The sequence below is a fragment of the Mesorhizobium sp. 128a genome (genome assembly GCF_053848025.1).
In genome coordinates this window covers 213,386-228,876 of the sequence record NZ_JBSPKY010000007.1, presented here as the reverse complement: position 1 = coordinate 228,876, position 15,491 = coordinate 213,386, and the positions used below count along the sequence as shown (strand labels likewise).

Annotated in this window: 19 protein-coding genes; 4 read left to right on the top strand and 15 right to left on the bottom strand. The window is 63.5% G+C overall.

The window, feature by feature from the left end; translation table 11 throughout:
• Window positions 1–115: 115 nt before the first annotated feature.
• The 8 genes from ACWTU9_RS14625 to ACWTU9_RS14590 form a co-directional block, all read right to left on the bottom strand.
• A complete protein-coding gene (locus ACWTU9_RS14625; RefSeq protein WP_455858878.1) occupies window positions 116–583 on the bottom strand; it encodes a cytochrome c-type biogenesis protein in 468 nt (155 codons plus the stop codon).
• Window positions 580–2,571 carry a heme lyase CcmF/NrfE family subunit gene (locus ACWTU9_RS14620; protein WP_455858877.1) on the bottom strand — a complete coding sequence of 664 codons (1,992 nt, stop codon included), beginning with the start codon at window positions 2,569–2,571 and terminating at the stop codon, window positions 580–582. Before ACWTU9_RS14620 ends, ACWTU9_RS14625 begins: the two co-directional genes overlap by 4 nt.
• A gap of 2 nt (window positions 2,572–2,573) precedes the next feature.
• Window positions 2,574–3,014 carry a cytochrome c maturation protein CcmE gene (gene ccmE, locus ACWTU9_RS14615; RefSeq protein ID WP_455858876.1) on the bottom strand — a complete coding sequence of 147 codons (441 nt, stop codon included), beginning with the start codon at window positions 3,012–3,014 and terminating at the stop codon, window positions 2,574–2,576.
• Between the two features lie 3 nt (window positions 3,015–3,017).
• Window positions 3,018–4,157, bottom strand: a complete 1,140-nt coding sequence (gene ccmI, locus ACWTU9_RS14610) for a c-type cytochrome biogenesis protein CcmI (protein ID WP_455858875.1) — start codon at window positions 4,155–4,157, stop codon at window positions 3,018–3,020.
• 117 nt (window positions 4,158–4,274) lie between these two features.
• Entirely contained in the window at window positions 4,275–4,718 is a 444-nt protein-coding gene (locus tag ACWTU9_RS14605; RefSeq protein ID WP_455858915.1) for a hypothetical protein, read from the bottom strand.
• A gap of 175 nt (window positions 4,719–4,893) precedes the next feature.
• Window positions 4,894–6,321, bottom strand: a complete 1,428-nt coding sequence (locus ACWTU9_RS14600) for an ATP-binding protein (protein ID WP_455858874.1) — start codon at window positions 6,319–6,321, stop codon at window positions 4,894–4,896.
• Window positions 6,305–6,970: a response regulator transcription factor gene (locus tag ACWTU9_RS14595; RefSeq protein WP_454573922.1), complete on the bottom strand. Its 666-nt coding sequence runs from the start codon at window positions 6,968–6,970 to the stop codon at window positions 6,305–6,307. The genes ACWTU9_RS14600 and ACWTU9_RS14595 overlap by 17 nt, the downstream gene beginning before the upstream one ends.
• A gap of 82 nt (window positions 6,971–7,052) precedes the next feature.
• A complete protein-coding gene (locus ACWTU9_RS14590) occupies window positions 7,053–7,307 on the bottom strand; it encodes a hypothetical protein (RefSeq protein ID WP_454573921.1) in 255 nt (84 codons plus the stop codon).
• A gap of 280 nt (window positions 7,308–7,587) precedes the next feature.
• Between ACWTU9_RS14590 and ACWTU9_RS14585 the strand changes: the two genes are divergently transcribed.
• Window positions 7,588–7,974, top strand: coding sequence for an ester cyclase (locus ACWTU9_RS14585; protein ID WP_455858873.1), 387 nt, complete (start codon window positions 7,588–7,590; stop codon window positions 7,972–7,974).
• Window positions 7,975–8,087: 113 nt separating this feature from the next.
• Here the strand turns inward: ACWTU9_RS14585 and ACWTU9_RS14580 are convergent, their stop codons facing one another.
• The 3 genes from ACWTU9_RS14580 to ACWTU9_RS14570 form a co-directional block, all read right to left on the bottom strand.
• Entirely contained in the window at window positions 8,088–8,495 is a 408-nt protein-coding gene (locus ACWTU9_RS14580; RefSeq protein ID WP_454573919.1) for a DUF3168 domain-containing protein, read from the bottom strand.
• Window positions 8,496–8,882: 387 nt separating this feature from the next.
• The gene (locus ACWTU9_RS14575; RefSeq protein ID WP_454586533.1) at window positions 8,883–9,149 is read right to left on the bottom strand and encodes a DUF1488 domain-containing protein; all 267 of its coding nucleotides are present in this window, start codon (window positions 9,147–9,149) and stop codon (window positions 8,883–8,885) included.
• A complete protein-coding gene (locus tag ACWTU9_RS14570; protein ID WP_455858872.1) occupies window positions 9,146–9,409 on the bottom strand; it encodes a hypothetical protein in 264 nt (87 codons plus the stop codon). The genes ACWTU9_RS14575 and ACWTU9_RS14570 overlap by 4 nt, the downstream gene beginning before the upstream one ends.
• A 392-nt stretch (window positions 9,410–9,801) precedes the next feature.
• On the opposite strand from ACWTU9_RS14570, the gene groL reads away from it, so the two are divergent.
• The 3 genes from groL (at window position 9,802) to ACWTU9_RS14555 (ending at window position 12,259) form a co-directional block, all read left to right on the top strand.
• Window positions 9,802–11,430, top strand: a complete 1,629-nt coding sequence (groL, locus tag ACWTU9_RS14565) for a chaperonin GroEL (RefSeq protein WP_455858871.1) — start codon at window positions 9,802–9,804, stop codon at window positions 11,428–11,430.
• Window positions 11,431–11,541: 111 nt separating this feature from the next.
• Window positions 11,542–11,706: a hypothetical protein gene (locus ACWTU9_RS14560; RefSeq protein ID WP_455858870.1), complete on the top strand. Its 165-nt coding sequence runs from the start codon at window positions 11,542–11,544 to the stop codon at window positions 11,704–11,706.
• A 193-nt stretch (window positions 11,707–11,899) separates the two neighbouring features.
• On the top strand, window positions 11,900–12,259 hold the full coding sequence (locus tag ACWTU9_RS14555; RefSeq protein ID WP_454573914.1) for an SPW repeat protein: 360 nt from the start codon (window positions 11,900–11,902) through the stop codon (window positions 12,257–12,259).
• Between the two features lie 171 nt (window positions 12,260–12,430).
• Here ACWTU9_RS14555 and ACWTU9_RS14550 read toward each other — a convergent pair whose 3' ends face one another.
• The 4 genes from ACWTU9_RS14550 to ACWTU9_RS14535 are packed head-to-tail and all read right to left on the bottom strand — an operon-like array spanning window position 12,431 to window position 15,239.
• A complete protein-coding gene (locus tag ACWTU9_RS14550) occupies window positions 12,431–13,984 on the bottom strand; it encodes a trimethylamine methyltransferase family protein (protein ID WP_455858869.1) in 1,554 nt (517 codons plus the stop codon).
• 20 nt (window positions 13,985–14,004) lie between these two features.
• Complete coding sequence (locus tag ACWTU9_RS14545; RefSeq protein ID WP_455858914.1) at window positions 14,005–14,220, bottom strand: glycine cleavage T C-terminal barrel domain-containing protein; 216 nt, start codon at window positions 14,218–14,220, stop codon at window positions 14,005–14,007.
• A 57-nt stretch (window positions 14,221–14,277) separates the two neighbouring features.
• On the bottom strand, window positions 14,278–14,487 hold the full coding sequence (locus ACWTU9_RS14540; RefSeq protein ID WP_455858868.1) for a hypothetical protein: 210 nt from the start codon (window positions 14,485–14,487) through the stop codon (window positions 14,278–14,280).
• A complete protein-coding gene (locus tag ACWTU9_RS14535; protein WP_455858867.1) occupies window positions 14,487–15,239 on the bottom strand; it encodes a COG4280 domain-containing protein in 753 nt (250 codons plus the stop codon). The genes ACWTU9_RS14540 and ACWTU9_RS14535 overlap by 1 nt, the downstream gene beginning before the upstream one ends.
• Between the last annotated feature and the right edge of the window lie 252 nt (window positions 15,240–15,491).

The window sequence follows — 15,491 nt, the reverse complement described above, 5'->3', positions numbered from 1 at the left end:
TCGTATCCTCTTTTTACTGGATGCGGCTCAGGCAGAGCATCCTCGGAGAAGAGGAATAGAGCGGCGCACATTACGGCGCCATTTCCGGTTCATGAAAGTTTTGTAATGTTGGGCTTCAGTCGCGCCGCAGGATGGTGTCCAGCGCCGCCTGTTCCTCGGCGCTCAGCGCCTTGGTTGCAAGCGAGCGGCGGGAGCGCGTGGTGAGCACAATGAAAATGCCGCCGATCAGAAGCAGAAGCACCGGCGTGCCCCACAGCAAGGCGTTGCGCGGGCTGAAGCGCGGCTTCAGCAGCACGAACTCGCCGTAGCGCGACACGATATAGTCCATCACCTGCTGGTCGGTATCGCCGGCAACCAGGCGCTGGCGCACCAGGATTCGCAGGTCGCGGGCAAGGTCGGCGTCGGATTCGTCGATGGACTGGTTCTGGCAGACCATGCAACGCAGGCCCTCCGACAGGCTCCGCGCCCTCGCCTCAAGTGCCGGGTCAGCGAGAACCTCGTCCGGCTTGACTGCCTGGGCGGCGCCGGCAAACAAAAGTGCCAGCAACAGGATCAACGAAACCAGCGAGAACCTGGTGCTCACGGCACACCTGCCGACGGCATGGCTGAAGCCTGCTTGCGGCGGCGCGACGGCGCGCCGACACGCAGGCGGCGGTCGAACATTGACATTGCCGCGCCCGCCATCATCACGAGAGCACCGCCCCAGATCAGCGTCACCAGCGGCTTCCACCACAGGCGCACGACGACCGAACCGTCGGTGCCCTCGTCGCCCAGCGACAGATAGAGCTGGCTGAACCCGATCGTCTCGATGCCGGATTCTGTCGTCGTCGTCTGCCGCACCGGAAAGAAGCGCTTGGCCGAGGTGATCTCAGCCGAAACACCGCCATCAGCCCCGATCAGGGAAAAGCGGCCGCGATCTTCGCTATAGTTCGGGCCTTGCGCGGGATAGAGCCCTTCGAAGCGAAGCGTGTGGCCGGACAGTTCGACGCTCTCACCGGCATGCATCGACAGGATTTTTTCGGTGCCGAAGCACAGCGTGCCGACAATGCCGAGCGTCGTCAGCCCAAGACCGAGATGGGCAAGTGCCGTGCCGAACACCGAACGCGGCAGGCCGGCGAAACGGCGCAGCATGATGGCCGGCGACACATTGCCAAAGCCGGATTTGACGGCAAGGTCGGTGAGCGCGCCGCAGACCAGCCAGCAGGCGAGGCCGACGCCGACGGCCGCGAACACCGAGGCGCCGTCGATGAACAAGCCGGTGACCAGTATCGCCGAGAGGGCGACAGCAAAGGCCGCCATGAGGCGCTGGGCGGCGGCATAGAGGTCGCCGCGCTTCCAGGCGAGCAGCGGCCCGAACGGAACCAGGACCAGCAGCGGCAGCATCAGCGGACCGAATGTCAGGTTGAAGAACGGTGCGCCGACCGAGATCTTGCCGGCCGAAAGCGCCTCGACCGCCAGCGGATAGAGCGTACCGACCAGCACGGTGGCGGTCGCAGTGGTCAGGAACAGGTTGTTGAGCACCAGCGCGCCTTCGCGCGAGATCGGGTGGAACAGGCCGCCAGCGGTCAGCCTTGAGGCGCGCAGCGCAAACAGTGCCAGCGAGCCGCCGATGAACAGCGTCAATATGCACAGGATGAAGATGCCGCGCGTCGGATCGGTGGCGAAGGCATGCACCGAGGTCAAGACGCCGGAGCGCACCAGGAAGGTGCCGAGCAGCGACAGCGAGAAGGTCAAAATGGCAAGCAGCAGCGTCCAGATCTTCAGCGCCGACCGCTTTTCCATGACGATGGCCGAATGCAGCAGCGCGGTGCCCGCCAGCCACGGCATGAAGGAGGCGTTCTCGACCGGGTCCCAGAACCAGAAGCCGCCCCAGCCGAGCTCGTAATAGGCCCAGTATGAGCCCATGGCGATGCCGCCGGTCAAAAACATCCAGGCGACCAGCGTCCATGGCCGCACCCAGCGCGCCCAGGACGCATCGATGCGGCCTTCGATCAGCGCCGCCACCGAGAAGGAAAAGCAGATGGAGAAGCCGACATAGCCGAGATAGAGCAGCGGTGGGTGGATGGCGAGGCCGAGATCCTGCAGGACCGGGTTGAGGTCACGACCCTCGATCGGCGCCGGATTGAGCCGGATGAACGGATTGGACGTCGCCAGGATGAACAGGAAGAAGGTGGCGCCGATCGCCCCTTGCACGGCCAGAACATTGGCGCGCAGCGTCGTCGGAAGGTTGGAGCCGAAGACGGCGACGAGCGCGCCGAAGAAGGTCAGGATCAGCACCCACAGCAGCATCGAGCCTTCGTGATTGCCCCAGGTTCCGGTGATCTTGTAGATCAGCGGCTGCAGCGAATGCGAGTTTTCCCACACGCTCGCCACCGAGAAATCGGAGCTTGCATAGGCGCCGGCAAGTGCGGCGAAGGACAGCGCGGTCAGCGCGAAGCCGGTAACTGTGACAGGCCCGCCGACGGCCATCAGCCGCTGGTTGCCGGTGCGGGCGCCGATGAGCGGCACGAGCATCTGCACCAGCGACAGTGCGAAGGCGAGGACGAGCGCGAAATGTCCGGTCTCTACCATTATCAGTTCGTGCTTTCCTGCCAGACGCCCTTGGCCTTCAGCCCGTCGGCCACTTCCTTGGGCATGTAGCGTTCGTCATGCTTGGCCAGCACGCTGTCGGCGACAAAGACGCCGTCGGTGCCGAAAGAACCCTCGGTGATGACGCCCTGCTCCTCGCGGAACAGGTCGGGCAGGATGCCGGTGTAGGTGACCTTGACCGATTTGTGCGTGTCGGTCACCGAGAACGCAACGGTTGCGCCCTGCCCGCGCACGACCGTGCCCTCTTCGACGAGGCCGCCGAGCCTGATGCGCTGACCCGGCTCCAGGCTGGCGGTGGTCAGATCGGCAGGCATGTAGAAATAGGAGGCCTTCTGGCCGAGCGCATAGAAGGTCAGTCCGGTGGCGGCGCCGAGGAAGGCCAGCCCTCCGACAATCACCGACAATCGCTTCTGCTTGCGCGTCATGTCCTACTCCGTCGCCGTCAGGCCGAGCGAGGCGGCAAAGGCGGTGAATTTCTTCGCTTCGTCACTGTCGGCGCCGAAAACGGCAATACCGCGATGCAGCGCGTCGCGCGCCTGGTCGGCCTTGCCCAGCACCACATAGGAACGAATGAGCCGCATCCATCCTTCCGTGTCGCGCGGATTTTGCCGCAGTTTTTCGTCAAGACCAGCGACCATGGTGTCGATCATGGCCTGCCTGTCCTGCGGCGCCATCGACGAAGCGGCATCGACGGCTGCCGCATCGGGGCCTTTCGCGGGTTCTCCTAACGCAACATTGCGGCTGGCGGCCTCGGCCAGCGCCTGCTGGACGGCACCGCGCCAGGGTGAGTCCGGCGGCAGGAGCCCGAGCATCTTCTGCCAGGCAGCGGATGCTTCTGCCAGACGGCCTTCCTGCGCCAGCGCCATGGCCAGGTAGAAGGACGCTTTCGGGTTTGCCGGATCGAGCTTCAACGCCTGCTCGAAAGCGGCTTGGGCATCGGCCGAGACAATACCGCCGGCCGCATTGGCGATCGCCTCGCCGAGCCCGGCCTCGCGGGCAGCGGTGTCGCCGTCGAGGCGGATGGCGTTGCGATAGGCGGTCACGGCATCGGAAAAACGCTGCAGGCGCAGATAGATCGGGGCCAGCACGTCCCAGCCACGTCCATCGCTGGGATTGGCCGCAAGATGAGCCTCGGCGCGTGCCACCAACTCATCCACTGAGCTATCGGCCGGATTCTTGGCCAGCCGTTCGGCAAGGGGCTGCGACGGCAGATCCGGCGAGCCCAGCTGGCTGTACAGGCTCCAGCTGAGCAGCGGGACTAGCAACACCGCTCCCGTCGCCACCAGCCTGGCCGCCCTCGACGGCTGCCGCATGCCGGGTGCATGGGCCGGACCAACATCCCCCAGGCGAAGGATGCGGCGGGCGATTTCGGCACGCGCTTCCTCGGCTTCCGCCGGCTGGATCAGGCCGCGCGCGGCGTCACGCTCGAGCTCGGCCAACTGGTCGCGATAGACTTCGAGATCGTGCTCGCTGCTGGTTGAAGCGCCCTTGCCACCGCCTGTCAGCGGCAGCAGCACCGCCAGGCTTGCGCCCAGCGTGAGGATTGCGGCTATGACCCAGAACAGCATGGTTCTTCCAATAGAACGAGTGCCCTGCCCTGCCAACACGGGCATGCTGCGACGCTTTGACGGGACATCAAGTCCCGATCAAGGCAAGGCCCGGTTCCGATCCGCCGGACCGGGTTGTCAGGTCAGCGGCGTCCAGCTGCCGTCGGCGTTGCGACATGCGGTGCCACGCGCGGTCTGGCCGGCCGTGCCGGTAAACACCGTATGGGTATACTGGCGGCAATCCTGCGAACCGACGCGATAGGGCTGGGCCGCGACGACTTCGCCGGAATGGGCCGAACTGTCGCTCTTCCACGTCACCTTCTGGCCGCTCGCGGTGTATTCGAGCGCCTTGTATTCCGCCTCGAGCGCCTTGCGCTTCTCGGTCTCGTTGAGGCCACTGCCGATGGAGCCACCGACGAGCCCGCCGGCCATGGCCGAAATGATCGTCGTCGCGACTTTGGCCCCTGAAGGAGGCGACGCGGGCGGGTTGGTGATGGAAATATCCGGGCCGCCGCCTTTGCTCAGCGTTCCGCAGCCGGAAAGAGCGAGCAGTGCGGAAACGAGCGCAACGCGAATCTTCATGCCTACAACCAGTTTTCTTGAACGGGATGCGCCGGGGGCCCGCGTCATCAGGGATATCTACAAGCCATACTATTGATATTTGTCGGAAATTTGGCGTTTCCGACGGCTTTTTGAGCAATCGCCGGGCCGCCATAACACAGGCACCCAGCCATGTCGATTGGCCGTGGAAAAAGCATCACTGGAGGCTCCGCAACCGGACTATCGCCTTCAGCCCGCCCATGGCGGAACGCTCCAGCGCCAGAGCGCCGCCATACTCGTTGACGAGGTCGGCGACAATGGCAAGTCCGAGACCGGTCCCCGGCTTTGTCTCGTCAAGGCGCCGTCCGCGTTTCAAGGCATCGCGGGCCTTGTCCTCGGGAATGCCGGGACCGTCATCTTCGATAGCGATCTCGAACAGCCTGGAGGCGTCCTTTCCAGCCGGCATGACGGACACGGCAACAGTGCTCCTTGCCCATTTCATGGCATTGTCCAGCAGATTGCCGAGTAGTTCCTCCAGATCCTCGCGCTCGCCGGCAAAGACGATGTCGGCCGCCGGCAGCGTAAGCGACAGGCTGACATCAGGCTTGAGTTTCTGCAGCACGCGCACCATGCGCTGCACAAGGGGCGTCACGGGGGTGCGGTAGACGACGCTGTCGCGCTGCGCCGCGACCCGGGCCCGCTGCAGATAATGATCGACCTGCTTCTGCATCGAGGCGGCCTGGTCGGCGATGAGCTGGCCCTTGAGGCCGCCCAGTGCCCGCCCCTCATTAATCAGCACCGCCAGCGGCGTCTTCAGCGAATGGGCAAGGTTGCCGACCTGCGTGCGCGAGCGCTCGACGATGCGCTTGTTGTTTTCGATCAGTGCGTTGGTCTCGTTGGCCAACGGCTCGATCTCGGCGGGGAACTGGCCGTCGAGCCGCTGCGCCGTACCTTCGCGCACCAAAGCAAGCGCGTTGCGGACCCGGCGCAAAGGCTGCAGGCCGAGCAGGATGGCGATCGCATTGATGGCGATCATGCCGACGCCGAACAGGCTAAGATAGGTCAGCAGGCGGCCCTGGAAGGTGGCGATCTCCTGCTCGAGCTCCGTCTTGTTGCCCATGACGCGGAAGCGCGCGGCGCGGTTCTTGGCGTCGAGGACGAACTCGCTTTCGAACACCTGCAGTTCCTCGTCACCGATGCCGTCGGTGGAATAGCTGCGCTGGAAACTGGAATTGAAAGGCACCTCGGCGACGGTCGGCGACGGTATCGTCGTGGTCATCGAGGACGAATGAAGGTTTCCATGCACGCCTTCAGACGCCGGCTCCACCGACCAGTACCAGCCCGAGTTCGGTTCCGAGAAGCGCAGGTCACCGAGGTCGGGAGCGCCGGTGAGCTGGCCCGATTCGGAAACGCCGACTGAGCCGATCAGGTTGAACAAATGCGCCGACAAAAGGCTGTCGAAGCCGCGCTCGCTGGCCTGGCGGTAGAGCGTGGTGATCAGGGTGAAGATGACGACCAGGGTGAGGATCGCCCAGATCGTGGAAAAGCCGATGACGCGGAAAGCCAGCGAGCGCGGCCAGAGCCGTGCCGAAAAAGGCTTCCTTGCTGGTATGGGGAGCGGTTCCGCCTTACGCCTCCGGCTCACGCATGCGATAGCCCATGCCGCGCACGGTTTCGATCATGTCGATGCCCATCTTCTTGCGCAACCGGCCGACAAACACCTCGATGGTGTTGGAATCGCGGTCGAAATCCTGGTCGTAGAGATGCTCGACCAGTTCGGTGCGCGACACCACCTCGCCCATATGGTGCATGAGATAGGCAAGCAGGCGGAATTCATGCGAGGTCAGCTTCAGCGGCTGGCCGTCGACATCAGCCTTGGAGGCCTTGGTGTCGAGGCGCAGTGGCCCGCAGGTGAGCTCGGACGAGGCATGGCCGGCGGCGCGCCGGATCAGCGCCCTCACCCGCGCCAGCACCTCCTCGATGTGGAACGGCTTGGTGACGTAGTCGTCGGCGCCTGCATCGATGCCCGACACCTTGTCGCTCCACCGGTCGCGCGCGGTCAGGATCAGCACCGGCATCTTGCGGCTGTTGCGGCGCCAGCGCTCGACGACACTGATACCATCCATCTGCGGAAGGCCGATGTCGAGCACGACGGCGTCGTAAGGCTCGGTGTCGCCGAGGAAATGGCCCTCCTCGCCGTCATAGGCGCGGTCGACGACATAGCCGGCATCGACCAGCGCGTCGGCCAGTTGCCGGTTCAGATCCTTGTCATCTTCGACGACGAGTACGCGCATGATCGGTCAGGCCTGTTGATGTCTCAGATATAGGCCGATTCCGGCGGCCTGGGAAACGAGCCCTGCGAGAGGGAAGATGGGATCAGTTCGCCGGGACGACGATCTCGGAGCGGCGCGGGCGCTGACCGTCCTTGCCAGGAACGAGCACGACGATGACGCAGACCTCCTGGCCGCCACGGGTCGACTGCGAAGCCTTGGCCAGGGTGCCGCCATACTGCTCGGCAACCTGCTGGCCGATCGCATAGCAATCTGCCGCGGCCGCCGGCACCGACGCCAAAACTCCGGCCGCTGCAAGCGCCAGTGTCGCGGTTCCGAAAAGAGAGCGAAGCGTTTTCATGGTCGGCGTTGTAACGCAACTGTGCTGAACGTGAAATGAACGTTGAACGGGCGGAAATCCATCGCCGCAATTCCCCCTGCGCGCGAAACGAATGAATGCAATCATGTTACCCCTGTCCCCTCAGACCGGGCGTGGGATTCATAGCCGGAAAACCGGCTGCGCGGCTATGATTTTTGCGAACGGGCTTCAAATCGTAGGTGGATTGGGAACAGGTCAAGGCGCGACCATTCTCAGAGGCGCCCTAATTAGCCGAGGAAACGCCAAGCCATCGGAGTGCGCCATGACGGATAGTGACCTTGCCGACCTCTACCGGGGCTACATCGCCTGCCTGAATGCCCAGGACTGGGCCAATCTCGGAATGTTTGTCGGCAATGAAGTTCAGCACAATGGCGAAATGCTCGGCCTGTCAGGCTATCGCCGCATGCTCGAAGGCGATTTCGAGGCCATTCCCGATCTCAGTTTCAATATCGAACTGCTGGTCTGCCAACCACCGCGCGTGGCGGCACGCCTGCATTTCGACTGTCATCCCAAGGGCATGCTGTTCGGCCTGCCGGTGAACGGCAAGCGCGTGACGTTCACCGAGAATGTTTTCTACGAATTCGGAGAGGGTGGCATCCGCGAGGTGTGGTCGGTGATCGACAAGGCCGAGATCCAGGCGCAGATTTAGAGCAATTCCAGGAAAAGTGTGAAGCGGTTTTCCCGGGAAATGCGCGTAGCGCTTTCCCTTGGGAATTGCGTCAAACAAGGAGATAGATCGGTTCGGCGTTTCCGCGAAACGCTCTAGGGTGCGCTTTGCGTGAGGGCGCGAATCCGCAGCACCCCGTGATGGAGCGCCAGGTCCTCGTCATAGCGCGCCTCGGCAAACTCGAGGGACAGTCGGGTCTGCTCGCGCGAGCCGGTGGCGAATGCAGCGCCGTCGAGGCGCGCCCGGATGCTGTCCATGATCAGACGCGTCTCGGCCTCGCCTTGCGCCTTCGACCAGACATGCAACGTGATCAGCTGGTCGGCATCATTGTCGGCGCCGGTGTCCAGATCGAACGCACTGGTCCGGCCATAAGTGACATAGGGGAAGGCAGCGCCGTCGGCCGCCTGCTCGCGCAACCCGGCGCCGCCGAGCAGCGCCGTCAGCGAGGCGTCGCTCTTCAATCTCATGAACAAGGCTTGCAGCAAATCGCCGGGCGCCGTCATCGTTGTCTCCGTTCGCCTGTCTCTCCTAAGAGCATGATGTCGTCCGAAAACCGCCTCACACTTTCGGTATCATCCTCTGGAACAAACCTCATGCCGCACCAGTTTCGCGCGCAACCTAACCGCGTTGCACCGGTTTCGCCAGATGACGACCGGCCCGACGCAAGTTGCGAATCGGGCGGCATGGCCGTTTCACGGACCGGTTTCTATTTGGCATGCAGGGAGTTTCAAGAAGGGTGTTATGAGGAGGCCTGTTTGGTGGGCATGACAATACGCGATACCGAAGCGATGGCCGACCGCCTGAACAGCCGGGACGTCAAGCGGCGGGCAAAAGCGGACCCGCAAAGCCTGATCCAGGCTGGTCCCAGCCGTCCTGATTGCGCGAAAGAGCTAGCCGAAATCCGCGGCGGTGAGCACATATATGCTCTTGCGGGTGCGGGCATAGGCCTTGCTGGCAATGTCATGGATGGAGCTGGACGCCGTATCGAAGGCGGCCAGATAGGTGGCTTCCGCGGTCGCCGTCCCCGATGGCGCCTTCGAGATTGCATCGGCGGCGACAGAGAAGGAGATCTGGAACATGCCGTCATGGCCGACAAAGCGGATGCGCTTGCCGGCCTCGTCATAGCTGCGGCTTGGATTGGGGAATGTCAGGCTCATGACTTGGCTCCCTTCGGTGCGGCGGCGGCCCTCTTGACTGTCGCCCGCTTCTTCTTCGGTGTCGGGTTCAGGGCTTCCTCGACGCGGTCGGCCTCTTCCTTGGCCAGGCGCAATCCCCTGAGCCTTGCGGTCTTGATCTCCCTGGCTCTGGCCTCGGATATGTAATCGGAGGTGGCCTTGTCGCGGTCGGCCGTCTTCTTCTGCTTGTCCATGAAGCGGGCCTCAGCTTTTTCCATGATACTCTGATTGCCGTCGACCATCGCTTAAATCTCCCTTGTGCCTGAAACCGTCGAAATGAAACTTTCCATATAAATAGTCGCTTTGGTGCGGAAATTCAATTTTTTGAATTATTTAAACCGAGCGCGATATCTCGAAATTTGCATGCCAAATAATACTTTTTAATATTTTGAGTTGCCCGCGAATAATTTTTGGCACTCCTATCTATCGAGTGCCAACGCGCCTATAAGAATGGCGTGGCCGCCTGTGCAGGGCATTATGGGCGTCATCGACAAGAGCGAGACGGTCGTCATCGGCAAGAGCGAGACGGTCGTTACCGAGAAGAGCGTCAAAGCCAAGAAAGCCGCCTGACCGGCCTGGCTTTTGCCAGGCTCCGCCGAGCCGCTTGCTTCACCACACGAACGGGATTGAAAAAATGTCTGCCAAGGAAATCAAATTCTCCACCGACGCGCGCGACCGCATGCTGCGCGGCGTCGAGATCCTCACCGATGCGGTGAAGGTCACGCTTGGGCCCAAGGGCCGCAACGTCATCATCGACAAGGCCTATGGCGCGCCGCGCATCACCAAGGACGGCGTCACGGTGGCCAAGGAAATCGAGCTTGCCGACAAGTTCGAGAACATGGGCGCGCAGATGGTGCGCGAAGTGGCTTCGAAGACCAACGACCTCGCCGGTGACGGCACCACCACCGCCACGTTGCTGGCCGCCTCGATCCTGCGCGAAGGCGCCAAACTGGTTGCCGCCGGCATGAACCCGATGGATCTTAAGCGCGGCATCGACCAGGCTGTCGCCGCCGTGGTCAAGGACATCAAGGCGAAGGCCAAGAAGGTCAAGTCGTCGGCCGAGATCGCCCAGGTCGGCACCATCGCCGCCAATGGCGACGCCACCGTCGGCGCCATGATTGCCAAGGCGATGGACAAGGTCGGCAATGACGGCGTCATCACCGTCGAAGAGGCCAAGACCGCGGACACTGAACTCGACGTCGTCGAAGGCATGCAGTTCGACCGCGGCTATCTCTCGCCCTATTTCGTCACCAATGCCGACAAGATGCGTGTCGAGATGGAAGAGCCTTACGTCCTCATCCACGAGAAGAAGCTCGGCAATCTGCAGGCGATGCTGCCGATCCTCGAAGCGGTGGTGCAGAGCGGCAGGCCGCTGCTGATCATCTCCGAAGACGTCGAAGGGGAGGCTCTGGCCACGCTGGTCGTCAACAAGCTGCGCGGCGGCCTCAAGGTCGCGGCCGTCAAGGCGCCAGGCTTCGGCGACCGCCGCAAGGCGATGCTGGAAGACATCGCGGTGCTGACATCGGGGCAGATGATTTCCGAAGATCTCGGCATCAAGCTCGAAAACGTCACCATCGAGATGCTCGGCCGCGCCAAGCGCGTGCTGATCGAGAAGGACGCCACCACGATCATCGACGGCGCCGGAACCAAGGCCACCATCCAGGCGCGGATCGCACAGATCAAGGGCCAGATCGAGGAGACGACGTCCGACTATGACAAAGAGAAGCTGCAGGAGCGGCTGGCCAAGCTTGCCGGCGGCGTTGCCGTCATCCGCGTCGGCGGCGTCACCGAGTCGGAAGTGAAGGAAAAGAAAGACCGCATCGACGACGCGCTGAACGCGACCCGCGCGGCGGTCGAAGAAGGCATCGTGCCCGGCGGCGGCGTGGCGCTTCTGCGCGCCAGGTCGGCGCTGGCCGGACTGACCGGCGCCAATGACGATGTGACGGCGGGCATTTCGATCGTGCTTCGCGCGCTCGAAGCGCCGATCCGCCAGATCGCCGAGAATTCCGGTGTCGAAGGCTCGATCGTGGTCGGCAAGCTCTCCGACAGCAAGGATCACAATCAGGGCTTTGACGCCCAGAACGAGGTCTATGTCGACATGATCAAGGCGGGCATCGTAGACCCGGCGAAAGTGGTGCGCACCGCTCTGCAGGATGCCGGCTCGATCGCAGCGCTTCTGATCACCGCCGAAGCCATGATCACCGAGGTTCCGACCAAGGATGCGACGCCCGCGGGTGGTGGCGGCGGCATGGGCGGCTATTGACCGTCGGCTGAAGTGTCCGCCTGGCAAGCCGGGCGGGCCAGACCAGAACAACGGCCGCCGGGGACAATTTCCCGGCGTGCCGGTCAGCAGTCAGCGACAGGAGATCGACAGATGATCACGTTCGCACCGAAGCCAAATGCTGTACCCGCGACCAAGCCGGCGGAGGAAAGCCGCTTCGATCGCATCCGCCGAATTGCCGCCGACAAGCACAGGCTGACCGATGCCGGCACGATCCGCCGCGAACCGCCGAAGACCGGCGACAAGCGGCCGATGTGAGGCGCGCGCCGCTGACCCTCAAGAGGCCGGGGCTGCCTCGACCCTGTTCGGCGTGCTGCGCTATGAATTCGCAGCCACCGGCCGCCCTGGGGCAGGTCCTTGAAGGTCATTTGAAGCGTAATTATATCAACGACTAAGCGTGCGGTGCACGCGACACATAGTGCTTTGGTCAAGCTTCTCTGTGGAGGTTGTCATGGCCAATAAACTCATGGAAGGAAAACGTGGCCAGGATCTGATTAATCTGATCCTTGCCGTTTGCCTGTTCGTCTCACCCTGGATAATCGGCTTCGCCGCTGAAACCACTGCCGCCTACAACGCCTGGATTGTTGGCGTTGTGCTCGGTGCGCTGGCTTTCGCGACGCTTTCCGTATTCGCCGAGTGGGAAGAGTGGGTGAATCTTGTTCTCGGGCTCTGGCTGATCGTCTCGCCCTGGCTGCTTGGTTTCATGGCGAACGCAAACGCAATGGGGACCCACGTGGTTCTCGGCGTGCTGGTGGTTCTCGCATCGGCCTGGGCAGTCTGGGACTTCCGTCACCCGCACGCGCATGCGTGATCGGTGACGACAAAAAGGAGGAGCCCGGCGCGTCAGCGGCGGGCTCCGCTGATCGCTGAGAGCGATACGCCGGCCCGTGAGCCGGGCCGCGTGCATATAGCGTGAAAAACAGGACCGCCCGGTCATTATCCCGGCGGCCGCAGCAGACCGTCATTGCCGGTTGCGCTCCCTTCACGAGACCGGTGCTGCCCCGCCCTGTTCGGTGCGCCGGGCGATGAACTCGTCGAGAATACCCGATGTAGCAGCCGCCGAAGCCGGCGGCTGGAACTCGGCCAACGCCCGCTTCCAGATGCCGGTGGCGCGCTCGGTCGCCGACTTCGAACCGGACTGCGTCCAGTTGCCGAAATTCGACCAGTCAGCAACCAGCGGCTCGTAGAAGGCGGTACGGTAGCGCGCCATGGTATGGCCGGCGGAGAAGAAATGCCCGCCTGGCTGCACTTCGGCGATGGCCTCGAAACCGATCGCATCGTCGTCGCCGGGAGTTGACGCGCAAAGCTCGGCAATCGACTGCACTGCCTCGATGTCGGTGATCAGCTTCTCGAAAGAGACACTCAGGCCACCCTCCAGCCAGCCCGCGGCGTGGATGCAGACGGTGGCGCCGGCAAGCACCGAACCCCAAAGGGCGAACTGCGACTCATGAGCTGCCTGCGCATCGGAAATGTTGGCGGCACTGCCGGCGCCCGAACGCCAGGGAAGGCCGATGAAGCGCGCCAATTGGCCGGCCCCAAGTGTCGCCTTGACGTGTTCGGGCGTTCCGAATGCCGGTGCGCCCGACTTCATGTCAACATTGGAGGAGAAGGAACCGTAAAGCACGGGTGCGCCCGGACGTACGACCTGCGCCAGTGCCAGACCGGCCAGCGCCTCGGAATGCTGCAGCGTCAGCGCGCCGGCGACCGTGATCGGCGCCATGACCCCGGCCAGGCAGAACGGCGTGATGACCAGGACCTGCCCGGCGCGGGCGAAGTCGATGATGCCTTGCGCCATCGGAATGTCGAGCTGGCGCGGCGAATTGGCGTTGATGATGGTGTAGCAATGGGCGCCAGCGCGGAATTCATCCTCTGACAGCCCGCGCGCCAGCCGGATCATCTCAAACCCATCCTCGACCTGCGGCGTTCCACGAGCGAAGACAAAGGGGAACTTGTCGGACAGCGTCAACTGCGCGCGGTTGACGGCATAGTGGCGTAAACGGTTGTCGAGATCCTGCGGCTCGATGCAGGGGCAAAGCATGTGAAGTACGTCGAAATGCTGGATGAGCTTGGTCAATTCCTCGAAGGCGCCGAGCGTTCCCGGCCGGCGGCCGCGTTCGAGATCGGTGACGTTAGGCGCGCCGGCGCCGGCGAGGAAGGTCATGGAGCCGAGTTCGAGCATCAGATCGCGGCTGCGATCGCCCGCCAGCGCCGGGATCGACTTTGGCGCCGAGGCCAGTGCGGCCGCGACGATGTCTCGGCCGACGCGCACCATCTGGCTGTCCTCATCGACCAGCGCACCGGCTTTCGCGTAGATCGCGCGCGCCTCGGGAAGCAGCACCTTGATGCCAAGCTCTTCGAGCACCCGCAGCGCCGTGTCGTGGATGGCGGCGACGCGATCGTCCGAAAACACCGGCTGCGGCAGGAACGGGTTTTTGAGCGAACGGTAATTCGGGTGGCGGCTCGACCCGCTGCCGGCCTCACCGGTGTGTCCACGCCGGCGCTCGCGCCTGGCCTCCCTTACGACGTCATCGACCATGGCCACCACTCCTCATTGCCTCATTGCCGCATAGCCTTGCCGTCAGGGTCGTAGGGCGAAGCCGCAATGACACGCGCCGGACGCTCGACGCCGACAATGTGCACCGAAAGCTCGGTCCCCTCCCCGGCGAAATCGTCGTCGACCAACGCCAGCGCGACGCTTTTACGAACCGTGTAGCCATAGCCACCGGAGGTGACGAAGCCGACGCGCCGGCCCTTGTGCCAGACTGCGGTGATGTCGCCCTTGAGTCGGCCGTCATGGCAGGTTCCCTGCCCTTCGCTATGCCCTGTTGATCATCGCCGCAACGCGGCGCGACGCACGCTGTGCACGAGGGTCGCAAGACAGCCTGTCAACAGGAAGATGCCGCCCAGAAGTGGCGGCAGCGCCAACAGCTTTACCGCCGCCGTGATCGCGGCAATCAGGATCAGCGCCAGCAGGGCCAGATAGCCGTCGTCGACGAACATGCCGACGAGTTCCTTGATGATGAGACGGACGATATTCATCAGGCGAGCCCTCCGGTCTGTACAACATGGGCGCTACGCAGCCAGCGGACGACGGCAAAGGAGGCGAGCGCGATGACAGCGAAGATCCCCAGCAAAGCGAAATCGGCGCCCGGCCAATCGGCGCCTATGGCTTCACCGGTCCAGAAGATGCCGAAGCTGGTCAGCATCAGCCCGACGATGAATTTCAGTGCATTTTCAGGTACACGCGCCAGCGGGCGATGCACGGCGAGGCCAATCAGCATCACCAGCACAAACGCCGCGAGCGCACCCAGGCTGGCATAGAGTGTCTGCCCGTGGGCAGCGCCCACCGCAATGACGATAAACACCACCTCGACACCTTCCAGCAGAACCGCCTTGAACGCCGCCAGCCCTGCCAGATAGTCGGCGCGCCGGTCATTGGCCTGCTGGCCAAGGGCCGCGGCTTCCTTGGAAAAGGCCGCATCCTCGTCGTGCAAAGCGATGACGCCCACGCTGCGCAGGATGGCCTTCCGCAGCCAGCGCATGCCGAACAGGATCAGCAGGACACCGACCACGAATTGCAGCGTGGTGATGGGAACAAGCGCCAGCAGCGACCCGAACGCCAACACCAGTGCCGCCAGCACCGCCAGTGCCAGCGCCGCTCCGGTCAGCGCCGGACGCCAGCTGCGCGTCACGCCGACCGCCAGCACGATGGTAAAGGCTTCGACGACTTCGACGAAGGACGCCAGAAAGGCGGCCGTGATGGTCGGGAGGATCGGCGTCAGGCTTTGCATGAAGGCATCCTATTTCTTCTTGACTGCAAGCTCACGCGGCCAGAACCACGCAGCGCTCGAGCGCCGATCGGCGGAGCATCCGGCCAGTCGAGCCTTGCCCGCAGCCAAGGTCGACCGCCAGCCGCCAGCAACGGCCCCGGAAAGCGCTCAACAGCACCTTGCCCTGCAAGCGATTGCCTGGATAGGCGTCGGCGGGCGCGCATTCGGAAATATCGCTACAGATGTGTGACAGCGAGCGCGGGAACGGTTTTC